Below are 19,836 nucleotides of genomic sequence, written 5' to 3'. Positions count from 1 at the left end.
CCATCTTGACCAGGCGTCACGGGCCTGTCACTCTCATTGTCGTGAAGGTGTCGGGCAACCGGCATGGGAACAGGGCGGGGTGCGCAATCCCCGACCCGACCGCCCCCGCGACTGTGCGCAGCGAGCCAACCCCGTTAACCACTGTGGAGCGATCCATGGGAAGGAGGGCAGAGGCAATGACCTGCAAGTCAGGAGACCGACCTTCGCGTTGATGGAACCGCCGTCGGGGATGACGGCAAGGAGTTATTCATATGTCCACCATTGCCCGCTCTGGGGAGAAGGCTGATGTCAAGCTGGCGAATATCATCGTCGTGGCGCTTTTGGGCGCTGCGCTGATCTTCGTCGCCGGTCTTGCCCAGTCGGAAACCCTGCATGACGCCGCCCATGATGTGCGTCACGCGGTCGGATTCCCCTGCCACTGACATGCTGCAAAGACTGTTGACCAGCGCGTTGATCGCTGGCGCTGCTGTGGGGCTGATTGCCGCCCTGTTGCAGCTTGTTTTCGTGCAGCCCGTGCTGCTTCATGCCGAACTTTATGAGGGTGGAGAGCGAACGCATTTCGTTGCCCCGTCCGGGCCTGATCACGGGGCCGAGGCTGACCCGGATGCCACGGCACCTGCGGATCAGGGCCATGCCGCCCCCGTCCCGCAGGATAACGGCAGCGCGGCCGGGGCTCCCGGTATCGGCTTTGACGCGCCGCGTGACGGGCTGTCGATCCTGTTCACGATCATGGTCTATGCGGGTTATGGGTTGATGCTGGTCGCCGCCATGGCATTTGCAGAGAATAACGGCCAAAAGATCACGGCGCGTCAGGGCCTGATCTGGGGTATCGCGGGTTTCGCAGCGGTGCAGATGGCTCCGGCCTTTGGTCTCGCGCCAGGGATGCCGGGTATGGCAGCGGCTGACACCACCACCCGCGCTGTCTGGTGGGTGGCAACGGTGGTCGCCAGCACCATTGGCTTCTGGCTGATTGCTTTCGGAAGGAATTGGGTCGCATTCGCGGCTGCAATCGCGCTGGTGGCCGCTCCCCACCTCATAGGGGCGCCGCAACCGAGTGCTTATGCCGGTCCGACGCCGCCTGAACTTGCCGCGCAATTTGCGGGCCGTGCGATCGGCGTGGGCCTCGTCTCCTGGACCATCCTCGGCCTCTTTGCCGCCTGGCTCTGGAGCCGCAGCCGCGAAGCATAACCCCCGAAGACCCGGACAACCAAAGCCCCGGCGGTTCACTCCGCCGGGGTCTTGCGTTCCATAATATAGATATCCATCAGCCAGCCATGTTCCGCCCGCGCCGCCTCGCGGCGGGCCAGGATACGCGGCCCGGCCTCGGCCAGAGGTCCGGATTCGGTGATCTCATTCGCCATGCCGACAAAGGCGCCCCACCAGATCGTGACCCCCTCGGGCGGCAGGTCCTGAAAGGCGCAGCCGCCATCCAGCATCACCACCACCCGGTCGACACCCGGGGGCCAGCCCTCTTCCCGCAGCCGCCGCCCCGTGGTCACCAGAAACGGCGCCCCAAGCCCGTTCAGCGGAATGCGATGCGCCGCCGCCAGCACCTGGGGCGACATGATCCCCGGCACCACGCTGACCTCAATTCCGCAGAGATCCCCGGAGAGCCGCGCCGCGATCCTGAGTGTGCTGTCGTAAAGCGAGGGGTCACCCCAGACCAGCAAGGCCACCCGCCGTGTCCCGGGATACGCCGCAATCGCCGCCTCCCAGGCCCCGGCGATCTCATCATGCCAGTCATTGACCCGCGACAGATAGCCGGGGTTCGCCGGATCTCGCACCGGCATCTCAAACCCCACGATCTTCACCGCCGGATTGGTAAGCACATCGGCACAGATCGCCCGGCGGAGCCCGGCCAGATCGGCCTTCTCCTCTCCCTTTTCCGGGATCAGGATCAGATCGACCGCATTCAGCGCCTTGACCGCCTGCAGAGTCAGATGATCCGGATTGCCGGTGCCAATGCCGATCAGAACAAGCTCCATCGCCGCGCCTCCTGCTGCCTTTCGGCCCAGAAACCAGTTTGCAGGGTGGAAGGGAACCCTTTCTGCGGCAAGGGCATTGCCCGATACACCAGTTTCCCGTTTACAAAGAGAGCCATGGAACGCCGGATCGCCAATCCTATCCCCGAAAATCCCGCAAGCTGGATCCTTGCCCGGATCCCCGGAACCTTCATGTATTGATATGCGGGGCCTGGCTTCCTGTCCGACTTTCAGGGCGCCAGCGCCACCATGCAGGCCGAGGGCTTCACCACCAGCGCCGCGCTGACCATCGCGGCGCTGGTGATCCATGGACGCTTCGCCTGGTATGGTGCCGGGATGCTGGTGGTCTTCACGCTGGAAACCATCCCGATGCTGCATGCCTGGTGGACTATGGCCGGCGCCGTCGCGATCCAGGAAAAACCGGCAAGCGAGAACCATCTCACCGTCATCGGCGGGCTGATCGCCATCACGATCCCCAGCCATATTACCCGCAGCCGCAAGGCCGGGTGATCCGTATTTCCTCTTGATGAAAATACTCCCGCCGGAGGCATCCGCCGCCAACACAAGGCGCGTCGCTTACCCTTTCAGCTCTTCCGTCACCCTGACCGGCCCGACCGAGCCACGCAGCTTGGCGCGGTAGATCACCACGCCCTCGACCACCCGCATCACATAGGTCCGCGTCTCGCCGATCGGGATCATCTCGACCCAGTCGACCACATCCACCCCGGGCAGGCGCGGATCGCCCAGCTCGCCGATCCAGCGCCGGGGGCGCCCCGGCCCGGCATTATAGCCCGAGGCGATCAGCGCAATCGACGGCCCGAATTCCTCGACCATCTTCGCCAGATAGGCCGATCCCACCTGGGTGTTGAACGACGGCTCATAAAGCTTTGAAAGCGCGTATTCGAGGCCAAGCCCCTTCGCCATCCGCTCGGCGGTCTCGGGCAGCACCTGCATCAGCCCGCGCGCATTGGCGCCCGAGCGCGCCATCGGCTCGAATTCGCTTTCACGGCGCGCAATCGCCAGCGCCAGCGCCCGGCTGACATGCAATCCGTCCGGAACCAGATCGGGGACCGGGTAATAGGTCCGCGGCAGGATCGCACCGCGTTCTGCCGCCTGTTTTGCCAGCACCAGCGCGATATGCGGCTGCCCCATCTCCAGCGCCATATCCGCCAGCTGCGCCACGCCCTGGACATCCTGCCCCTCGGCGAGGTGCAACAGGAACCGCTTGCCCTCGACCCGGTTGTCCGCAGCCAGCAAAAGCCGCCCCATCGCCAGAACCGAAGATCCGGCAAAGGAGGATTGCTGCCAGCCGGCAGCCGGGCTGTTGTTCAGAAGCGCCGGGTCCAGCGAGAGGCCCAGCTTCTCCGCCGACAGCAGCCCGTAATAGGCGGTCTGATGCTGCGCCGCGCGCTGGAAATACGCCTTCGCGCTGTCGCCGCGCCCGGCCGCCTCATCGGCGCGGCCCTGCCAGTAATCGGCCCGCGCCACCGAGATCGCGGTGGAAACACCGGCCCGCAGATGCGCGAAATGCTTCAGCGCAGTGTCGGGATCATTCAGCTGCCTGAGCGCGATAAACCCCGCCAGAAATTCCAGATCGGCATAAGCGCTGCCCGATGTCATCCCATGCCGCGCCGCAACGCGATAAGCATCCTGCGCACGCCCCTGCCGCATCAGCCAGCGCGCCAGCAGCGCGCGCCTCTGGGCCCATTCCTCGGGCCGCCCCAGGTTTTCCGGCGCCACCGAGAGGATCAGCTCGGCCGCCTCGGGGTAAAGATCACGCTTCATCCGCCACAGGAAGCGTTCATAAGCCAGACCCGGATCGGATTTCAGCGCCTCGGGGACAGCGGTGACCAGGGTATCGACCCCGGCCTGGCCCGCGCGCAAGGCGAGCCGGGCCTCGGCCAGTTTGCGCTTTGCCTCGGGCACCCGGGGCAACATGCGCAAAGCCTCTGCCCGGCGCCCCTCCCAGAGCAGGTTTTCAAGGCGCAGCTCATTCACCATCGCCACCGCCTCCGGCATCAGAAGCTGCAGCTCGGCCTCCTGATCGGCGGTCAGCGAGAGTTCAGCCCAGGCGCGCATCGCCTCGGTCTCGGCCATGCCGATCTGGCCAAGCGCCTTATGGGCGCGAACCAGCGCCACCGCGCCCGGGCCGGTGCGCGGCGGAGACTGGCGGAAATATTCCACCACCCGCGAGGGCGTCTCGGAGCGGGCCACCGCCTCTTCGCCCTTCTGGCGCAAAAGCGCGAGGCCGGGCCAGTCGCTGCGGCGGGCAAGGAAATCCTCGTAATCGCTCAGCCGCCCCTCTCCGTCGCGCAGCTGGCTCCAGAGCACGAAATCCCTGCCCGGACCGGCAGGGGCTGCAGCCAGCGCGGCGGCCCAGTCTTTCTGGCGCACAAGCTCCAGCGCGGCGCGCATCTCCTGCACCTGATCGGCGCGGGAGGTGGTGGGGAAAATCAGGGTCAGGACAAGGGCAAGGCGGATGAGAAGGGTCATGGCGGCGACTCTGCCAAAGCGACCGGACCGCCACAAGCCACGATCCTGTCAGAAGGTGTCATCGCCGCATGCGGCGCTTGGCAAGGGGCTTTTGCAAGAGTAAGGAAAGCCCGTTGCAGCCAGGGGCGAAGGGCCCCCAGATGAGGAGACGCGTGCCATGATCCAGGGGTCGATTCCCGCTTTGGTGACGCCGTTCAAGGACGGCGCGGTGGATATGGGCACGCTCAGGAAACTTGTCGACTGGCAGATCGCCGAGGGCTCGACCGGGCTGGTGCCGGTGGGGACCACCGGCGAAAGCCCGACGCTGAGCCATGAAGAGCATGAGGCCGTAGTCGAGGCGGTGGTGAAATTCGCCGCCGGTCGGGTGCCGGTGATTGCCGGGGCGGGCTCGAACAACACGGTCGAGGGCATCCGGCTGATCCGGCATGCCGAGCGCGTCGGCGCCGATGCGGCGCTGGTGGTGACGCCCTATTACAACAAGCCGAACCAGGCCGGGCTGATCGCGCATTACAAGGCGCTGCACGAGGCCTGCACTTTACCGATCATCATCTACAATATCCCGGGCCGCTCGGTGGTCGATATGTCGCCTGCGACCATGGGCGAACTGGCGAAACTGCCGCGCATCGTGGGCGTGAAGGATGCAACCGGCAATATCGGCAAGGTCAGCCAGCAGCGCGAGACCTGCGGCGCGGATTTCATCCAGCTTTCCGGCAATGACGATACGGCACTGGCGTTCAACGCGCATGGCGGCCGGGGTGCGATCTCGGTGACCGCCAATGTGGCGCCGAAGCTCTGCGCAGAATTCCAGGCCGCGACGTTGCGCGGTGATTACGCCACGGCGCTGGACTACCAGGACCGGCTTTTCCCGTTGCATGAAGCGATCTTTATCGAGCCGGGGCTGGTCGGCGCGAAATATGCGCTTTCGCTGCTGGGCCGTTGCAGCGAAGAGGTCCGTCTGCCGCTGGTCGGCCTCGCCGATGAGACGAAGGCAAAGATCCGCGCGGCCATGATCCATGCCGGGCTTATCAACCAGCGCCCGGTTCCTGAACAGGAACCGGCCCGGAGTTTTTGAAAACTCCGGAGGCGCGCGGCATGGCTGAGGGCATTTCGCCGAATTTGCGTGGTGCGGCGCTGATGACGGCGGCCATGGCGGGCTTTGCGGTCGAGGATCTCTTTATCCGCAAGGCCTCGGCCCATGTGCCGGTGGGGCAGGTCATGGCGATGATGGGCTTTGGCGGCGCCTGTATCTTCGCGCTGCTGGCCCTGGCGGCGCGTGAGCCGGTTTTCCCCCGGGTCTTTCTGTCCCGGGCGATGCTGGTGCGCTCGGGATTCGAGATCGCCGGGCGGCTTTTCTACAGCCTCGCCATCGCGCTGACCGCCATGTCCACCACGGTTGCCATTTTGCAGGCGACGCCGCTTGTCGTGCTGGCCGGGGCGGCGCTGATCTTTGGCGAAAAGGTCGGCTGGCGGCGCTGGACGGCGGTGGCGGTTGGCTTCCTTGGAGTGATGATCGTGCTGCGTCCCGGGCTTGACGGTTTCTCGGTCATGTCGCTGCTGGCGGTTGCCGGTATGGCGGGCTTTGCCGGGCGCGACCTTGCCACCCGCGCCGCGCCGAAGACCATGTCGAACCGTCAGCTGGGTATTCTTGGCTTTTCAATGTTGGGGACTGCCGGGCTGATCGTGCTTGGCTTTACCGGCGGCGCGCATTGGCCGGATGCCACCGGCGCCGGCCTGATCCTCGGCGCCACAGCTTTCGGCCTGGTCGGCTATAACTTCCTGACCTCTGCGATGCGGACGGGCGAAGTCGCGGCGGTCACCCCGTTCCGCTATACCCGTCTTGTCTTTGCAATGATCCTTGCGATGATTTTCCTGAACGAGATGCCCGACCGTCTGACGCTGACAGGCAGCGCCATCATCGTGGCAAGCGGGCTTTATACCCTGACCCGCGCGCGTAAACGCGCCATTCCGGGCTGAAAGCGCCGCGCGCGCGAGGGCCTTTACTCAGAGGGGCGCCTTTACTCAGGCCCTTCCATCCCCTATCTCTGCGCGATCATGCAGAAGAAACACGATCCCAATTCCAAACTCATCGCCGAAAACCGCCGGGCGCGGTTCGATTACCATATCGAAAGCGACCTTGAGGCCGGGGTCATCCTGCAGGGATCCGAGGTCAAAAGCCTGCGCCAGGGTGGATCGAACATCGCCGACAGCTATGCTTCGGTCGAAGGGGGCGAGCTCTGGCTGATCAACGGCTATATCGCACCTTACCGGCAGTCGAATGCCTGGGACAGCCATGAAGAGCGCCGCCGCCGCAAGCTGCTGGTCTCGAAGAAAGAGCTCTCGCGGCTCTGGAATGCGACAAAGCGCGAGGGGATGACCATCGTACCCTTGCGGATGTATTTCAACGAACGCGGCATGGTGAAGATCGCGCTCGGCGTGGCAAAGGGCAAGAACAATGCCGACAAACGCGAAACCAGCGCGAAACGCGACTGGGAGCGTCAGAAATCCCGCATTATGAAACAGGGTCACCAGGGCTGATCTGGTATTTTCATCCCTGCTTCATACAGTATTTGCCATGATGGGAAGGATAGGGCAGCATTCCCCCTGCCCGGCGCGCAAAAAATAAGCCAGTTTGCCGGGTGCAAGGCCGGAACATACCGGTCCTTTAGAGGGATGCTTCTCAATGGAAATGATCATTCAACTGATCGCTGGGCTTATCGGCGGCAATGCTGCGGGCTCGGCCCTGAAAAACCTGAACATGGGTCCGATCCTGAACTCGGTTGTCGGTCTGCTTGGCGGGCTTGGCGGCGGGCAGATCCTGTCCATGCTGGGCATGGGTGGTGCAGGCGAGGCGGCTGCAGCGGCGTCGAACCTTGATATTTCTGCGATCCTCCAGAGCGTGGTCGGCGGCGGTGCCGGTGGCGGCATTCTGGTCGCCATTGTCGGCGCGATCAAGAAAGCTCTGGTGAAGTAAGAGGCGACGCCCGGGCCGGGCCACCGGATCGGGCAGCCCTGCGGGGTTCGGTTTCGGATGATGATCCTGTCCGGAGGAGACTCCGGGCAGGATTTCTGTCTTTTACGGGCAAAGCGGCGCTGGCCGGGCAATGGCGCCTGCTTGCGGGCTTGCACGCGCATACAGGCGGGCTATAGGACGGTGACCGCAGCGGAACCGCAGGTGCCGCTCACCCTGAACCGCCCCCTTTGTTCCGAGGCCGCCATGTCGCTGACCCCCGCCCCGAAGGATGATCCGCAAACCCTCGTCTCGACGGAATGGCTTGCCAGCCATCTGAAGGATCCCGATCTGAGGATCCTTGATGCCAGCTGGTTCCTGCCCGGAACCGATCGCGATGCGAAGGCGGAATATGAGGCGGCGCATATCCAGGGCGCGCGGTTCTTCGATCTGGAAGAGATTTCCGATCACCGCTCGAACCTGCCGCATATGGCTCCCCCGGTCGAGAAATTCATGTCCCGGATGCGGGCTATGGGGGTTGGTGACGGGCATCAGGTGGTGATCTACGATTCGACCGGCCTCTTTTCGGCGCCGCGCATCTGGTGGACCTTCCGGCTGATGGGCAAGAATGATGTGGCTGTGCTGGATGGTGGCCTGCCGAAATGGCTGGCCGAGGGCCGCGAGACCGAAGACCTCGCTCCGGTGGTGCGCGACCGTCATATGACCACGGCGCGCCAGAACCAGCTGGTGAAAGACGTGACCCAGGTGGCCCATGCGGCGAAACTGAAACAGGCGGTGGTGGTCGATGCCCGCCCCCCCGCGCGTTTTGCGGGCGAGGCCGCCGAGCCGCGGCCCGGCCTGCGTGCCGGCCATATTCCGGGCGCGCGCAATCTGCCCTGGCAATCGGTGCTGAACCAGGACGGCACCATGAAAGACCCCGCCGTTTTGCGGATGATTTTCCAGGAGGCGGGGGTGGATCTGACGCAACCGCTGATCACGACCTGCGGCTCGGGGGTCTCTGCCGCGATCCTGGCGCTGGCGCTGGAGCGGATCGGGCACCGGAACTGGGCGCTCTATGACGGTTCCTGGGCCGAATGGGGCATGTATGAGGATTTGCCGGTCGAGACGGGCCCAGCTGCGTAGGCAGACCCGCCGGGACGGGCGCAATGGGGCCTGGGATGGCCCGATGATGTGAGGAAGACATGCTTGAGGCTTTGACCCAGCAGCCGCAGGACAAGATCCTGCAACTGATCGCGATGTTCCGCGAGGACAAGCGGGATGGCAAGATCGACCTTGGCGTCGGTGTCTATAAGGACCCGACCGGCCTGACCCCGGTGATGCGGGCGGTGAAAGCGGCCGAAAAGAAGATCTGGGAGGCCGAGACCACCAAGACCTATACCGCCCTTGCCGGCGAGCCTGCCTATAATACGGCGATTGTCTCGCTGATCCTGGGTGAGGGTTACGGCGAGCGCGCCGCCTCGGTCTCGACCCCGGGCGGCACCGGCGCGCTGCGCCAGGGGTTTGAACTGGTGCGGCTTGCCAATCCGGGGGCGAAGGTGTGGCTTTCCGCGCCGACCTGGCCGAACCATCCCTCGATCGTGAAATTCCTCGGCATGGCGATGGCGGAGTACCGCTATTTCGACGTGAAGAGCTCGGGGCTGGATTTCGCCGGTCTGATCGAGGATCTGGGCCGCGTCGCCGAGGGCGATGTCGTGTTGCTGCATGGCTGCTGCCACAATCCGACCGGAGCGAACCTGTCATCTGCAGAATGGGATGAGGTGATTGCGGTTCTGAAAGCGCGCAAGGCGGTGCCGCTGGTCGATCTGGCCTATCAGGGCTTTGGCGACGGGCTGGATGCCGATGCGGAAGCCACCCGCAAAGTTGCGGCGGCTTTTGACGAGATGCTGATCGCTGCCTCGTGCTCGAAGAATTTCGGTATCTATCGCGAGCGGACCGGCGTGCTGATCGCGCTGACCTCGCCCGAGCGCAAAGCGGTGGTGCAGGGCAATCTGAACTTCCTGAACCGGCAGAATTTCAGCTTCCCGCCGGATCATGGCGCGCGGATCGTGACGACCATTCTGGAAGACGCCGCCCTGACCGCCGACTGGAAGGCCGAACTGGAAGAGGTGCGCCTCAACATGCTGGGCCTGCGGGTGCAGCTGGCGGAAGAACTGCGCCGCGCGACCAATTCGGATAGGTTTGATTTCGTGGCGGATCACCGCGGCATGTTCTCGCGCCTTGGGCTGAGCGAGGCGCAGGTGAACCGACTGCGTGAGGAATTCGGTGTCTATATGGTCGGCGATTCGCGGATCAATATTGCCGGGCTGAACAAGGATACCGTGCCGGTTCTGGCGCGGGCGATTGCTTCGGTGCTGTAAGCCGGTTGGCAGATGTGTGAAGGGCGGGAGCTTTCTCCCGCCCTTTTGCGTTTGGCTGATGGTGTGGTGGGGGTTTCACACCCCCACACCCCCGTGGAGTATTTTTCTCAAGAGGAAGAGGCCGGGCGGTCTGGTCAGTTCATCCCCATGGCTTCGCGGATGGCGCGGTCGATTTCTTCCTGGTTCTGCGAGGAGGGCGTGCCCTGCTGGACCGAGCCGCCATCATAGGTCGGGGCGTTGGAGCCGTCGAAATAAGGCACTTCCTCTGGCAGGATCGGGCGCTCGACACCACCGATATCGGGAGAGGGGCCCAGTGCGCCGCCGTTTTGCACGGTGTTTTGCGGGATCTCTTTCGGCAGCGGCATCGGCGGCACGCCTTCGTTGATCCTGACCATCACCTCGCGCCAGATATCGGCTGGTAACCCGCCGCCGGTCACCCCGGCCAGCGGGCGGTTGTCGTCATAGCCGAGCCAGACGCCGACCACATAATCCGAGGTGAAGCCGACAAACCAGGCGTCGCGGGCGGAGTTCGTCGTGCCGGTCTTGCCGGCGGCCTCACGGTCGGGCAGGCGGGCGCGGGTGCCGGTGCCGGAATTGATCACCTCGGTCATCATATAGATCAGCGCATGGGCTGCGGTTTCCGAGATCACCCGCTCGCCAATGCCGCCGCCCTGGCCGAACAGCTCGTCATTCTCGCCCCGGAGTTTCAGGGCGCGTAAGCCATAGGGCGTCACCGAGGAGCCGCCGTTCAGGATGCCGGCATAGGCGCCGGTCATCTCGATCAGGGTCGACTCGCTTGCACCAAGCGCCAGCGCCGGGCCGTCGGCCATTTTCGACGCCACGCCGAATTCCGACGCCACCTGTTTCACCAGATCGCGCCCGACCAGTTCAGAGATCTTCACCGCCGGGATATTGCGGCTTTCCTTCAGCGCCTGGACGAGTGTGATCATGCCCTTGAACTGATCGTCGTAATTCTTGGGGCTATAGGGGCCGGAGCCTGGAACGTTGATCGTATAGGGGCTGTCATCGACGTAATCGAGCGGGCTGTAACCCAGATCCAGCGCCACCGCATAAACGAAGGGCTTGAAGGCGGACCCGGTCTGACGCAGCGCCTGGGTTGCGCGGTTGAAATCGCCCGCGCGCGGGATCGCCCGCCCGCCAACCATCGCGCGCACCGCGCCGTCCGAGCTCATCACCACAATTGCGGCCTGGGCAGAGGAGCCGTCTTTCGCCTTGGTGTCAAAGACGTATTTCAGCGCCTCTTCGGCCTTGCGCTGCAACTCCTGGTCCAGCGTCGTCTCGATCACCACATCCTCGGTGGTGTCGCGGGCGAGATAACCCGGCGTGGTCTCCATCACCCAATCGGCGAAATAGCCGCCGGATTTCTGCCGCGCGGCCTCGGTCGGCGCGGCAGGGTTGGCGCGGGCCTCGTCAGCCTCGGCTTTGGTCAGGTAACCCTGTTCCTCCATCAGCCCGATCACCACATTGGCGCGGTTTTGCGAGCGTTCGAGGTTGTTCGTTGGCGCCAGCGCCGAGGGGGCCTGCAACAGGCCAGCCAGCATCGCCGCTTCGGCCGGGGTCACTTCGGAGGCGGATTTGCCGAAATAGCGCTGCGCCGCAGCCTCGAATCCACGCGCGCCGGCACCCAGATAGGCGCGGTTCATATAGATCGAGAGGATGTCTTTCTTGGAGTATTTCAGCTCCATCGCGATGGCATAGGGCACTTCTTTCAGCTTGCGCTTGATGCCGCCGCCCCGGCAATCTGCCTCATAAGCGGTCTCGGTCTTCCATTGCGCCGGATCGAAGGGCACGCCAAGGCACAGGAGTTTCGCCACCTGCTGCGTGATGGTCGAGCCGCCATTGCCCTGAAACGCGCCGCGCCCTTCGGCGAGGTTGATGCGGATCGCGCTGGCGATACCCCGGGGCGAAACGCCGAGATGCCAGTAGAAACGTTTATCCTCGGTCGCGACGATGGCGTTGAGGAGATGCGGTGAGACCGTATCGGCAGTGATCTGGCCGCCAAACATCTCGCCGCGCCAGGCGAAGGTCTTGCCGTCGCGGTCAAGCATGGTGACCGAGCCGCGCGCGCGACCGTCAAGCAGTGCATCAAGCGGTGGCAGCTGGCTGTAAAAATAGGCCACGACCGCGCCGACGACCAGCGCCCCCACGGCGGTGACGCGCCACAGGACGCCCCAGATCATCCGCCAGAAGAACAGGATCGTGCCAAGGACAAAGCCGTGTTTGCGCCGGGTGCGGGTGGGTTTCCGGGGCTGTTTGGGCGCCGGTTTACGCGGGGCCGGCTTTTGCGGCGGCCTGCCGCCACCGCCACCACCATTTCCACCCCGTCCCGCCCCACCGGAGCCACCCGAGGATGCCCCTCCGGAAGAACGGGGGGGATATCGTCTGTCTGCCACCAGAGGGCTTTTGCCCCCGCCACTCGTCGCCATATGCCTGCTGCCCGCCTCGAAGCGTGTTCTTTCTGAATCTGGCGGAGAATAGCGGGTTCGGCCGGCTTTGCGAAGGGCAGGTGGAGACGATTCGAATCCATCCGCTGATTAAAAATCAGGCATATGCCTTGATTAGTGCAAAAAATTTGCAACTGCACCGCAAAGCACCCGTTCAGAACACGCCGTTTTCTTGTGCTGCACCTGCAAAACGCCGCCTTCTTTCGCTCAGAGGCCCGCTCGCCCCGGGCTTGCTCTCAGGAAGGGGACAGATGTGAAACTCATCATTGCTGCACTGAAACCGTTCAAGCTTGACGAGGTTCGCGAGGCGCTGACCACGATCGGCGTGCGCGGAATGATGGTTACCGAGATCAAAGGGTTCGGCCTGCAATCAGGTCATACCGAAATCTATCGTGGCGCCGAATATGCGGTGAATTTCGTGCCGAAGGTCCGGCTGGAAATCGTCGTGGCCGATGCGCTGGCCGAACAGGTGGTCGAGACCATCGCGAAGACCGCGAAGACCGACAAGATCGGCGACGGCAAAATCTTTGTGCTCGATGTCGAACAGGCCGTGCGGGTGCGCACCGGCGAGACCGGCGACGACGCGATCTGAACAGGGACCCGAGGGAATTAGGGGAAATCAGTAAAAATGAACAAACTCGTCAAATATACCGGTCTTGCGGCGGCATTGTCGCTTGTGGCCGGCCTGCCCGCCCTGGCTCAGGAAGCCACCGAGGCGGCAGCGGAAGCGGTTGTCGAAGTGGCCGAGGCCGCACCGACCCTTGATACCGGTGACACCGCCTGGATGATGGTTTCGACCGTCATCGTGCTCTTTATGATCTTCCCGGGGATCGCGCTGTTCTATGGCGGTCTTGTCCGCACCAAGAACATGCTTTCCGTGCTGATGCAGACCACCACCATCGCCGCGCTGATGATGGTCGCCTATGTGGTCTACGGGTATTCCTTTGCCTTTGGCGGTGCCGAGGGCCCCTATTTCGGCGGTTTCAGCAAACTCTTCCTCGCCGGTGTGGGGCCGGAGAGCCTTTCGGGCACCATCCCGGAATATGTCTTCATCGCGTTCCAGATGACCTTCGCCTCAATCACCCCGGTGCTGATCATCGGCGCCTTTGCCGAGCGGATCAAATTCTCGGCGGCGCTTCTGTTCTCGCTGCTGTGGGTCACCGTGGTCTATTACCCGGTCGCGCATATGGCATGGGACCCGAATGGTCTCTTCTTCGGCTGGGAAGTGTTTGACTTTGCAGGCGGCACGGTTGTTCACATCAATGCCGGTATCGCGGCCCTGGTTGGCGCGATCTGCGTTGGAAAACGCGTCGGCTATGGCAAAGAGAACATGCAGCCCCACTCGCTGACGCTGACCATGGTTGGCGCCTCGATCCTCTTCGTTGGCTGGTTCGGGTTCAATGTCGGCTCGGCTCTGGGTGCCGGCCCGCTGGCAGGCCTCGCGATGATCAACACCTTCACCGCAACCGCCGGCGGCATTCTCGGCTGGGTTCTGGTTGAAGCACTGCTGCGCGGCAAGGCCTCGATGCTGGGCGGTGTCTCGGGCATGATTGCGGGCCTCGTCGCCATCACCCCGGCCGCCGGAGCGGTCGGCCCGATCGGCGCGATCTTCCTCGGCGCAATCGCTTCGGCTGCGGCTTACTACTTCGTCGCCGTCGTGAAGGTGAAACTGGGCTATGATGACAGCCTCGATGTCTTCGGCATCCACGGCATCGGCGGCATCGTCGGCGCGGTCGGCGCAGGCATCTTCGCAGCCCCGTCGCTGGGCGGTCAGGGCTATCCGGCCGAGCGCGGCATGGCAGAGCAGGTCTACTACCAGATTGCTGCGGTCGGGATCACCATCATCTACTGCGCGGTGCTGTCCTTTGTCCTTTACAAGGTGGTCGGCGCCGTGACCGGTGGTCTGCGCGTCAAGGAAGAAGCCGAGCGGGAAGGCCTCGACCTCACCTCGCATGGCGAGCGCGCCTATCACTACTGATCAGACGGTGCGGGGCCGCGCGGCCCCGTACTGCCCCGGAAGACAAAGCCCGCCGGATTGGATCCGGCGGGCTTTTCTCTGGGTTAAGCGTGGTGATCGCCGCAGCTGCGGATCGCTCCGCGGGGAGTATTTTCGTCAAGAGGAAGACGGCATTTCCTCTTGACCCAAATACTCCCGCCGGAGGCTTCCCCGGCTGGTCGCAAGCGGGGCTCAGGCCCTTTGCAGATCCTGCACCAGCGCATCGACATCGCCTTTGCGCTTATCAAGCATCGCGCCAATCTCGGTGCGTTCCGAGGCGAGCATGTTCACACCCTCGATGATGATATTGAAGAACAGGTTCTTGCCGCTTTTGTTCGAGACATGCCAGCGCACCTCGAAGGGGCTTTCGCCTTTCAGATAGGCGGTCGAGATCACCTCGAAATAGCTTTTTACCGGCCGGGCGCCGGTCACCTCGATCCGCCCGCCGATGAATTCGCGGAAGCGGCGGCCATATTTACGGCTGACATAGCCCTGATAGGCCGTGGTGAAGGACTGGAGCTGCGCCTTGGAGGCCGTCTTCGCCGCCGGGCCAAGCGCCGAGCGCGCGATTTGCGGCACATCCGCATAGGTCGCGAAGAGCTTCTCAAAGGCGGGATACATCTGGGCCTCGGAGCGGCCCGAATTGATGATCGCGTTGATATCAGCCACTGCCTTGTCGATCAGCGCCCGTGCCTCGGCATCAGACAGCGCGAAAGCGGGCATGGCACCCAGGGCTGCGGCAGCCGCAAGCCCGGTTCCGAGAAAGTGGCGGCGCGAAAGGCCGGAAACAAAAGTACCAGACATGTCAGTCCTCGCAGCGTCAATCCGCATAGGGATCAATGAAATCTTCCTCATAGGGGTCGATGAAGTCACCATCTTCCCCGCCCGTGCCACCCTTCGCTTTCGCGATCTCATGCCGCCGGTTCTGCAGGTAAAGCAGCCGGAGCTGGGCATAGCTGTCAGCGCTGTCATATAGGATCGAATCGATCGTATCGGAATAGCGGTAGCGATCATTCAATCGTGACAGGCCCTCAATCGCCAGGGTCGCATCCGCATCATTGCCGTCGAAGACATTGTTCAGCGGGTTCATCGCGAGATCGACCACAAGCCCGACCGTGTCGCGCGCGGTCGAGGGCCCTTCGATGGGCAGCTCGACATAGGGGCCTTCGCCGACACCCCAGACGGCGAGCGTCTGGCCGAAATCGGCATCCGTCTTCGGCATGCCCAGCACCGAGGCCACATCGAACAGCCCGCCGATCCCCGCAGTCGCATTCACCGCAAGGCGCAGCGTGTTGGTGGTGGCCTCGCCGATCCGGGCCTGCAGCACCTGATTCACCACCACGCCCGGCAGATCCAGCGTATCCGCCACATTGGAAACCCCCTGGCGCACCGGCCCCGGCACCACCGTGCCATAGGCTTTCGAGGCCGGCCGCACGATTACCGTATCAAGCCCCTTATTCACCGCGTGAACACCGCGATTCACCGGCTCAAGCGGGTCACTGACGCCATCGGCCGAGGGCGCCTGGGCGCAGGCGCTCAATGCGCTCAGCCCGAGGGCGAGCAGAATGGGGCGGGGCGCAAAGGGAAAAGGCGGGCAGGTTGCGGTCATCAACAGGATCTCGGGGCGGCATATGACGGGTGGCCGGGGCCACAAAACACGGGCAAGATTGCAGGCATATTGCGTCAGAGGCTTACGGTGTGGCAAAGCTCAAGACAACGGACATTCGTGCGACGCGGCCCGGGGCGGCAGGCTTCGGCCAAAATCCGGGCGTTTACTGAGAGATTTTTGTGACATCTGGAGAATTGCATTGGCCAAAGACAGCACGCAATCCGGGCTGAGTGAGCTTGCCTCGGTCCGGTCGCTCTCGCGGGGGGCGTTGCTGGCGGCATTCCTCTTCTCGGTCTTTGCCAATCTGCTGATGCTGACCTCGCCGCTTTACATGCTGCAGATTGTCCCCCGGGGCGATGATCGCGGGCTCGATCCTGCTTGGCCGCGCATTGCAGCCGATCGAGCAGACCATCGGGCAATGGCCGATGCTGGCCAGAACCCGGGCGGCGCGGGACCGGCTGGCGAAGCTTCTCTCGGATGTGCCGCGCGAGGTGCCCCGCACCGCATTGCCGCGCCCGACCGGCCGGATCGAGGTCGCAGGGCTTGCGGTGCTGCCGCCCGGCGATACCCGCCCCGTGTTGCGCGGTGTGTCCTTCCGGGTGGATCCGGGCCAGGCCATCGGGGTGATCGGGCTGTCGGGATCGGGGAAATCTTCTCTGGCGCGGGCGCTTTGCGGGGTCTGGCCGGCGGCGGCGGGGACGGTCCGGCTGGATGGCGCGACGCTGGATCAATACGATCCGGACGTGCTGGGCAGCTATATCGGCTATCTGCCGCAGCGCGTGACCCTGTTCGATGGCACTATCGCCGAGAATATCTCGCGGCTTGATGAGAAGGCCGATCCGGAAAAGATCGTCGAGGCGGCGAAGAAAGCGGCGGTGCATGATCTGATCCTGCATCTGCCCAAGGGCTATGACACGCCGGTGACCAGCATGGGCGGCCAGCTTTCGGGCGGGCAGATCCAGCGGATCGGACTTGCCCGGGCGTTTTACGGCAATCCGGTAATGCTGGTGCTGGATGAGCCGAACTCCAATCTCGACAATGACGGCTCGCTGGCCCTGAACCAGGCGATCCGCCAGGCCAAAGCCGATGGCTGCGCGGTGTTCATCATGGCGCACCGGCCGGCGGCGATCCAGGAATGCGAGCTCCTGATGCTGATGAAAGACGGAATGGTGCAGAATTTCGGCCCGCGTGACCAGGTGCTGCGCGAGGCGGTCAAGAATGCCGGAGATATCGCGCGGCCGATCCAGGGCGTGCAAAGCCCCGCCAGCCAGGGAGGCGTGCAATGAGCGGGCCTGCTTCCGATACCGGCCTGAGCCAATGGTCGATGCGCGGCCCGATGATCATCGGCTTTCTGGCACTTTTCGCGCTGATCGGCGGTTTTGGCGTCTGGGGCGCGATGGCCAGCCTTTCGGGCGCCATCGTGGCCGTCGGCCAGATCGAGGTCGAACAGAACCGCCAGGTCATCCAGCATCCTGATGGCGGTGTGGTGGCCGCAATCGAGGTGATCGAGGGTCAGAAGGTCGAGGCCGGCGATGTGCTGATCCGGCTGGACGGCACGCTGTTGCATTCGGAACTGGCGATTGTCGAAGGCCAGCTTTCCGAGGTGATCTCGCAACGGGTGCGGCTTGAGGCCGAGCGTGACAATGTCGCCGAACTGGCATTCCCCGAAGACTTGCTGGCCGAGGCTGAAATCCGCCCCGAGGTACAGGGCCAGATCGACGGCCAGATCAGCCTGTTCGAGGCGCGGCGTGCGACCTCGGCGAAAGAGGCGGAACAGCTGATCCGCCAGATCGACCAGATCAATGCGCGGATCACCGGGATTGATGCGCAATCCGAGGCGATCCGTATCCAGCTGGATCTGATCCGCCAGGAGCTGACCAGCCAGAAGAGCCTCCTGGAACGCGGGCTGACCCAGGCGGCTTCGGTGCTGGCGTTGCAGCGCGAAGAGGCGCGGCTTCTGGGCCAGACGGGTGACCTGATCTCCACCCGCGCCCAGGCCGAGGAACGCATCACCGAGATCAATGTGGTGATCGGCAGCATCGACATCCGCCGCCGCGAGGAAGCGACCGACCGGCTGCGCGAGATTGCGCCGATGGAGCTGGAACTGGCCGAGCGCCGCCGCGCATTGCGCGAACAGGTGGCGCGGCTGGATATCCGCACTCCGGTGGCCGGGATTGTGCTGGGGCTTGGTGTGACCACGCCCCGCGCCGTGATCCGCCCCGCAGATCCGCTGCTTTATATCGTGCCGCAGGACCGGCCGCTGGTGATTGCGGCCCAGGTCTCCCCCATCGACATTGACCAGCTGCATGTCGGCCAGGCGGTGGAACTGGTCTTCTCGGCCTTTTCCTCGCGCACCACGCCGCATCTTCAGGGCAAGGTGACGGTGGTATCGGCGGATGCCTTCAGTGATCAGGCGACCCAAGCCAGCTACTACCGGGTCGAGATCGTGCCGGACGAGGGCGAGATCGACAAGCTTGAAGGGTTGCAACTGATGCCCGGGATGCCGGTCGAAGCCTTTATCCAGACCGATGCCCGCACCCCGATCGGCTATCTGGTGAAACCCTTCATGGACTATTTCAACCGCGCTTTCCGCGAGAGCTGAGCCGGAGTTTTGCAAAACTCCGGCACGATTTCTTGCAAGAAATCGTTTGCGGTGCCCTGCTTGTCGCCCGGGCGGGCTGCGGCTAGGCTCTGCTGCGAAACCCATCAGCGGAGAATCCCATGTCCATCGAAGCCCGTCTGAAAGCGCTCGGCGTCACCCTTCCCGAGGCGCCGGCCCCGGTCGCGAACTATGTGGGATTCGTGCAAAGCGGCACTCTGGTCTATGTTTCCGGCCAGATCAGTGCAGACGAAAACGGCCCGATCAAAGGCAAGCTGGGCTCTGACCTCTCGGTAGAACAGGGCGCCAATGCCGCGCGGCGTTGCGCGATCTCGCTCCTGTCCCAGGCTAAAGCCGCCTGCGGCGGTGATCTGAACCGCATCATCCGGCTGGTCAAACTGACCGGGTTCGTCAATTCCACTCCCGATTTCACCGACCAGCCCAAGGTGATCAACGGCGCCTCCGACTTCATGGTCGAGGTGCTGGGCGATAAAGGCCGCCACGCCCGCGCTGCCGTATCGTCGAACTCGCTGCCGCTTGGCGTTGCGGTGGAAATCGACGCGATTTTCGAGATCGCCTGATCATGCGGATCCCCCTGCCGGCCTCGTTCCTGCATCTGCCCGTCGCCCATCGCGCGCTGCATGATCGTGGCAGGGGGGTCATCGAGAATTCTCCGGCCGCGATCCGGGCCGCCATTCGTGCCGGCTATGCTATTGAGGTCGACCTGCAGCTGTCGCAGGACGGTGTGGCGATGGTCTTTCACGATGAGGGTCTCGACCGTCTGACCGCTGAGACCGGCCCGGTAAATGCACGCACAGCCGAAGAGCTGGGCCGGATCATCCTGAAAGACGGTGAGGACCCCATTCCCACCCTCGCCCAGGTGCTGGATCTCGTCGCCGGCCAGGTGCCGCTGCTGATCGAGCTGAAGGACCAGAGCCTGACCATGTCCGACACCGATGGCAGGCTGGAGGCCGAAACTGCCCGCCTGCTGGCCGATTATCGGGGCGATGTGGCGGTGATGTCCTTCAACCCGCATTCCATCGCCCATATGGCCCGGCTCGCGCCCGAGGTTCCGCGCGGGATCACCACATCGGCCTATGACCCTGATGACTGGGCGCCGCTGGACCGGGCCACCTGCGACCGCCTGCGCGACATTCCGGATTACGACTGTACAGGCGCCTCTTTCATCAGCCATGAGGCCGCCGATCTTGCCCGCCCGCGTGTGGCCGCGCTGAAGGGGCAGGGCGCAGCGATCCTGTGCTGGACGATCCGCTCGCCCGGGGCCGAGGCAAAGGCCCGCACCATCGCGCAGAATGTGACCTTTGAATCCTATCTCGCGGTGATCCCGGCTTGACCCAAAGGCATCC

The 19,836-nt window shown here is 63.9% G+C and carries 19 protein-coding genes, 1 pseudogene and 1 riboswitch; of the genes and pseudogenes, 15 read left to right on the top strand and 5 right to left on the bottom strand.

Features of this window, described 5'->3' with window-relative positions:
- Nucleotides 1-28 precede the first annotated feature (28 nt).
- A riboswitch (cobalamin riboswitch) is annotated at nt 29-219 on the top strand.
- Nucleotides 220-251: 32 nt separating this feature from the next.
- On the top strand, nt 252-422 hold the full coding sequence (locus tag DRF71_RS08380; RefSeq protein ID WP_112310139.1) for a CbtB domain-containing protein: 171 nt from the start codon (nt 252-254) through the stop codon (nt 420-422).
- A gap of 1 nt (nt 423) precedes the next feature.
- Complete coding sequence (locus DRF71_RS08375) at nt 424-1,188, top strand: CbtA family protein (protein ID WP_112310138.1); 765 nt, start codon at nt 424-426, stop codon at nt 1,186-1,188.
- 35 nt (nt 1,189-1,223) lie between these two features.
- Here DRF71_RS08375 and cobF read toward each other — a convergent pair whose 3' ends face one another.
- On the bottom strand, nt 1,224-1,985 hold the full coding sequence (gene cobF / locus DRF71_RS08370; RefSeq protein WP_112310137.1) for a precorrin-6A synthase (deacetylating): 762 nt from the start codon (nt 1,983-1,985) through the stop codon (nt 1,224-1,226).
- Nucleotides 1,986-2,231: 246 nt separating this feature from the next.
- Between cobF and DRF71_RS08365 the strand changes: the two genes are divergently transcribed.
- Nucleotides 2,232-2,492 (top strand): hypothetical protein, encoded by a 261-nt coding sequence (locus DRF71_RS08365; RefSeq protein ID WP_112310136.1) that lies wholly within the window; start codon nt 2,232-2,234, stop codon nt 2,490-2,492.
- Between the two features lie 66 nt (nt 2,493-2,558).
- Here the strand turns inward: DRF71_RS08365 and DRF71_RS08360 are convergent, their stop codons facing one another.
- Entirely contained in the window at nt 2,559-4,475 is a 1,917-nt protein-coding gene (locus tag DRF71_RS08360) for a lytic transglycosylase domain-containing protein (protein ID WP_112310135.1), read from the bottom strand.
- A 157-nt stretch (nt 4,476-4,632) separates the two neighbouring features.
- On the opposite strand from DRF71_RS08360, the gene dapA reads away from it, so the two are divergent.
- From dapA to DRF71_RS08330, 6 genes are all read left to right on the top strand, one after another.
- On the top strand, nt 4,633-5,547 hold the full coding sequence (dapA, locus tag DRF71_RS08355) for a 4-hydroxy-tetrahydrodipicolinate synthase (protein ID WP_112310134.1): 915 nt from the start codon (nt 4,633-4,635) through the stop codon (nt 5,545-5,547).
- A gap of 20 nt (nt 5,548-5,567) precedes the next feature.
- Complete coding sequence (locus DRF71_RS08350) at nt 5,568-6,449, top strand: DMT family transporter (RefSeq protein WP_198672118.1); 882 nt, start codon at nt 5,568-5,570, stop codon at nt 6,447-6,449.
- A gap of 78 nt (nt 6,450-6,527) precedes the next feature.
- The gene (gene smpB / locus DRF71_RS08345; RefSeq protein ID WP_112310133.1) at nt 6,528-7,010 is read left to right on the top strand and encodes an SsrA-binding protein SmpB; all 483 of its coding nucleotides are present in this window, start codon (nt 6,528-6,530) and stop codon (nt 7,008-7,010) included.
- A gap of 145 nt (nt 7,011-7,155) precedes the next feature.
- The gene (locus DRF71_RS08340; protein WP_112310132.1) at nt 7,156-7,446 is read left to right on the top strand and encodes a hypothetical protein; all 291 of its coding nucleotides are present in this window, start codon (nt 7,156-7,158) and stop codon (nt 7,444-7,446) included.
- Between the two features lie 243 nt (nt 7,447-7,689).
- A complete protein-coding gene (sseA, locus tag DRF71_RS08335) occupies nt 7,690-8,565 on the top strand; it encodes a 3-mercaptopyruvate sulfurtransferase (RefSeq protein WP_112311222.1) in 876 nt (291 codons plus the stop codon).
- 59 nt (nt 8,566-8,624) lie between these two features.
- Nucleotides 8,625-9,800 carry an amino acid aminotransferase gene (locus DRF71_RS08330; protein ID WP_112310131.1) on the top strand — a complete coding sequence of 392 codons (1,176 nt, stop codon included), beginning with the start codon at nt 8,625-8,627 and terminating at the stop codon, nt 9,798-9,800.
- A gap of 134 nt (nt 9,801-9,934) precedes the next feature.
- Here DRF71_RS08330 and DRF71_RS08325 read toward each other — a convergent pair whose 3' ends face one another.
- On the bottom strand, nt 9,935-12,247 hold the full coding sequence (locus DRF71_RS08325) for a transglycosylase domain-containing protein (RefSeq protein WP_112310130.1): 2,313 nt from the start codon (nt 12,245-12,247) through the stop codon (nt 9,935-9,937).
- A 271-nt stretch (nt 12,248-12,518) separates the two neighbouring features.
- Between DRF71_RS08325 and DRF71_RS08320 the strand changes: the two genes are divergently transcribed.
- Complete coding sequence (locus DRF71_RS08320; protein WP_112310129.1) at nt 12,519-12,857, top strand: P-II family nitrogen regulator; 339 nt, start codon at nt 12,519-12,521, stop codon at nt 12,855-12,857.
- Between the two features lie 36 nt (nt 12,858-12,893).
- Complete coding sequence (locus DRF71_RS08315; protein WP_112310128.1) at nt 12,894-14,243, top strand: ammonium transporter; 1,350 nt, start codon at nt 12,894-12,896, stop codon at nt 14,241-14,243.
- Nucleotides 14,244-14,453: 210 nt separating this feature from the next.
- On the opposite strand, the gene DRF71_RS08310 is transcribed toward DRF71_RS08315, so the two are convergent.
- Together DRF71_RS08310 and DRF71_RS08305 are read right to left on the bottom strand one after the other, a co-directional pair.
- Nucleotides 14,454-15,065 carry an MlaC/ttg2D family ABC transporter substrate-binding protein gene (locus DRF71_RS08310; RefSeq protein WP_112310127.1) on the bottom strand — a complete coding sequence of 204 codons (612 nt, stop codon included), beginning with the start codon at nt 15,063-15,065 and terminating at the stop codon, nt 14,454-14,456.
- Between the two features lie 16 nt (nt 15,066-15,081).
- Entirely contained in the window at nt 15,082-15,870 is a 789-nt protein-coding gene (locus DRF71_RS08305) for an MlaA family lipoprotein (RefSeq protein ID WP_112310126.1), read from the bottom strand.
- A gap of 341 nt (nt 15,871-16,211) precedes the next feature.
- Here DRF71_RS08305 and DRF71_RS08300 point away from each other — a divergent pair.
- The 4 genes and pseudogenes from DRF71_RS08300 to DRF71_RS08285 all read left to right on the top strand — a co-directional run.
- Nucleotides 16,212-17,156, top strand: a pseudogene (locus DRF71_RS08300) (type I secretion system permease/ATPase); the annotation flags it as partial.
- Entirely contained in the window at nt 17,153-18,472 is a 1,320-nt protein-coding gene (locus tag DRF71_RS08295) for an HlyD family type I secretion periplasmic adaptor subunit (RefSeq protein ID WP_112310124.1), read from the top strand. The pseudogene DRF71_RS08300 and the gene DRF71_RS08295, both read left to right, overlap by 4 nt.
- 119 nt (nt 18,473-18,591) lie before the next feature.
- The gene (locus DRF71_RS08290; protein ID WP_112310123.1) at nt 18,592-19,050 is read left to right on the top strand and encodes a RidA family protein; all 459 of its coding nucleotides are present in this window, start codon (nt 18,592-18,594) and stop codon (nt 19,048-19,050) included.
- 2 nt (nt 19,051-19,052) lie between these two features.
- Nucleotides 19,053-19,823 carry a glycerophosphodiester phosphodiesterase family protein gene (locus tag DRF71_RS08285; protein WP_112310122.1) on the top strand — a complete coding sequence of 257 codons (771 nt, stop codon included), beginning with the start codon at nt 19,053-19,055 and terminating at the stop codon, nt 19,821-19,823.
- The last annotated feature ends 13 nt before the right edge of the window (nt 19,824-19,836 follow it).

The organism is Pseudogemmobacter bohemicus (assembly GCF_003290025.1).
Taxonomy (GTDB): domain Bacteria; phylum Pseudomonadota; class Alphaproteobacteria; order Rhodobacterales; family Rhodobacteraceae; genus Pseudogemmobacter; species Pseudogemmobacter bohemicus.
This window is presented reverse-complemented; position numbering and strand designations above follow the sequence as displayed.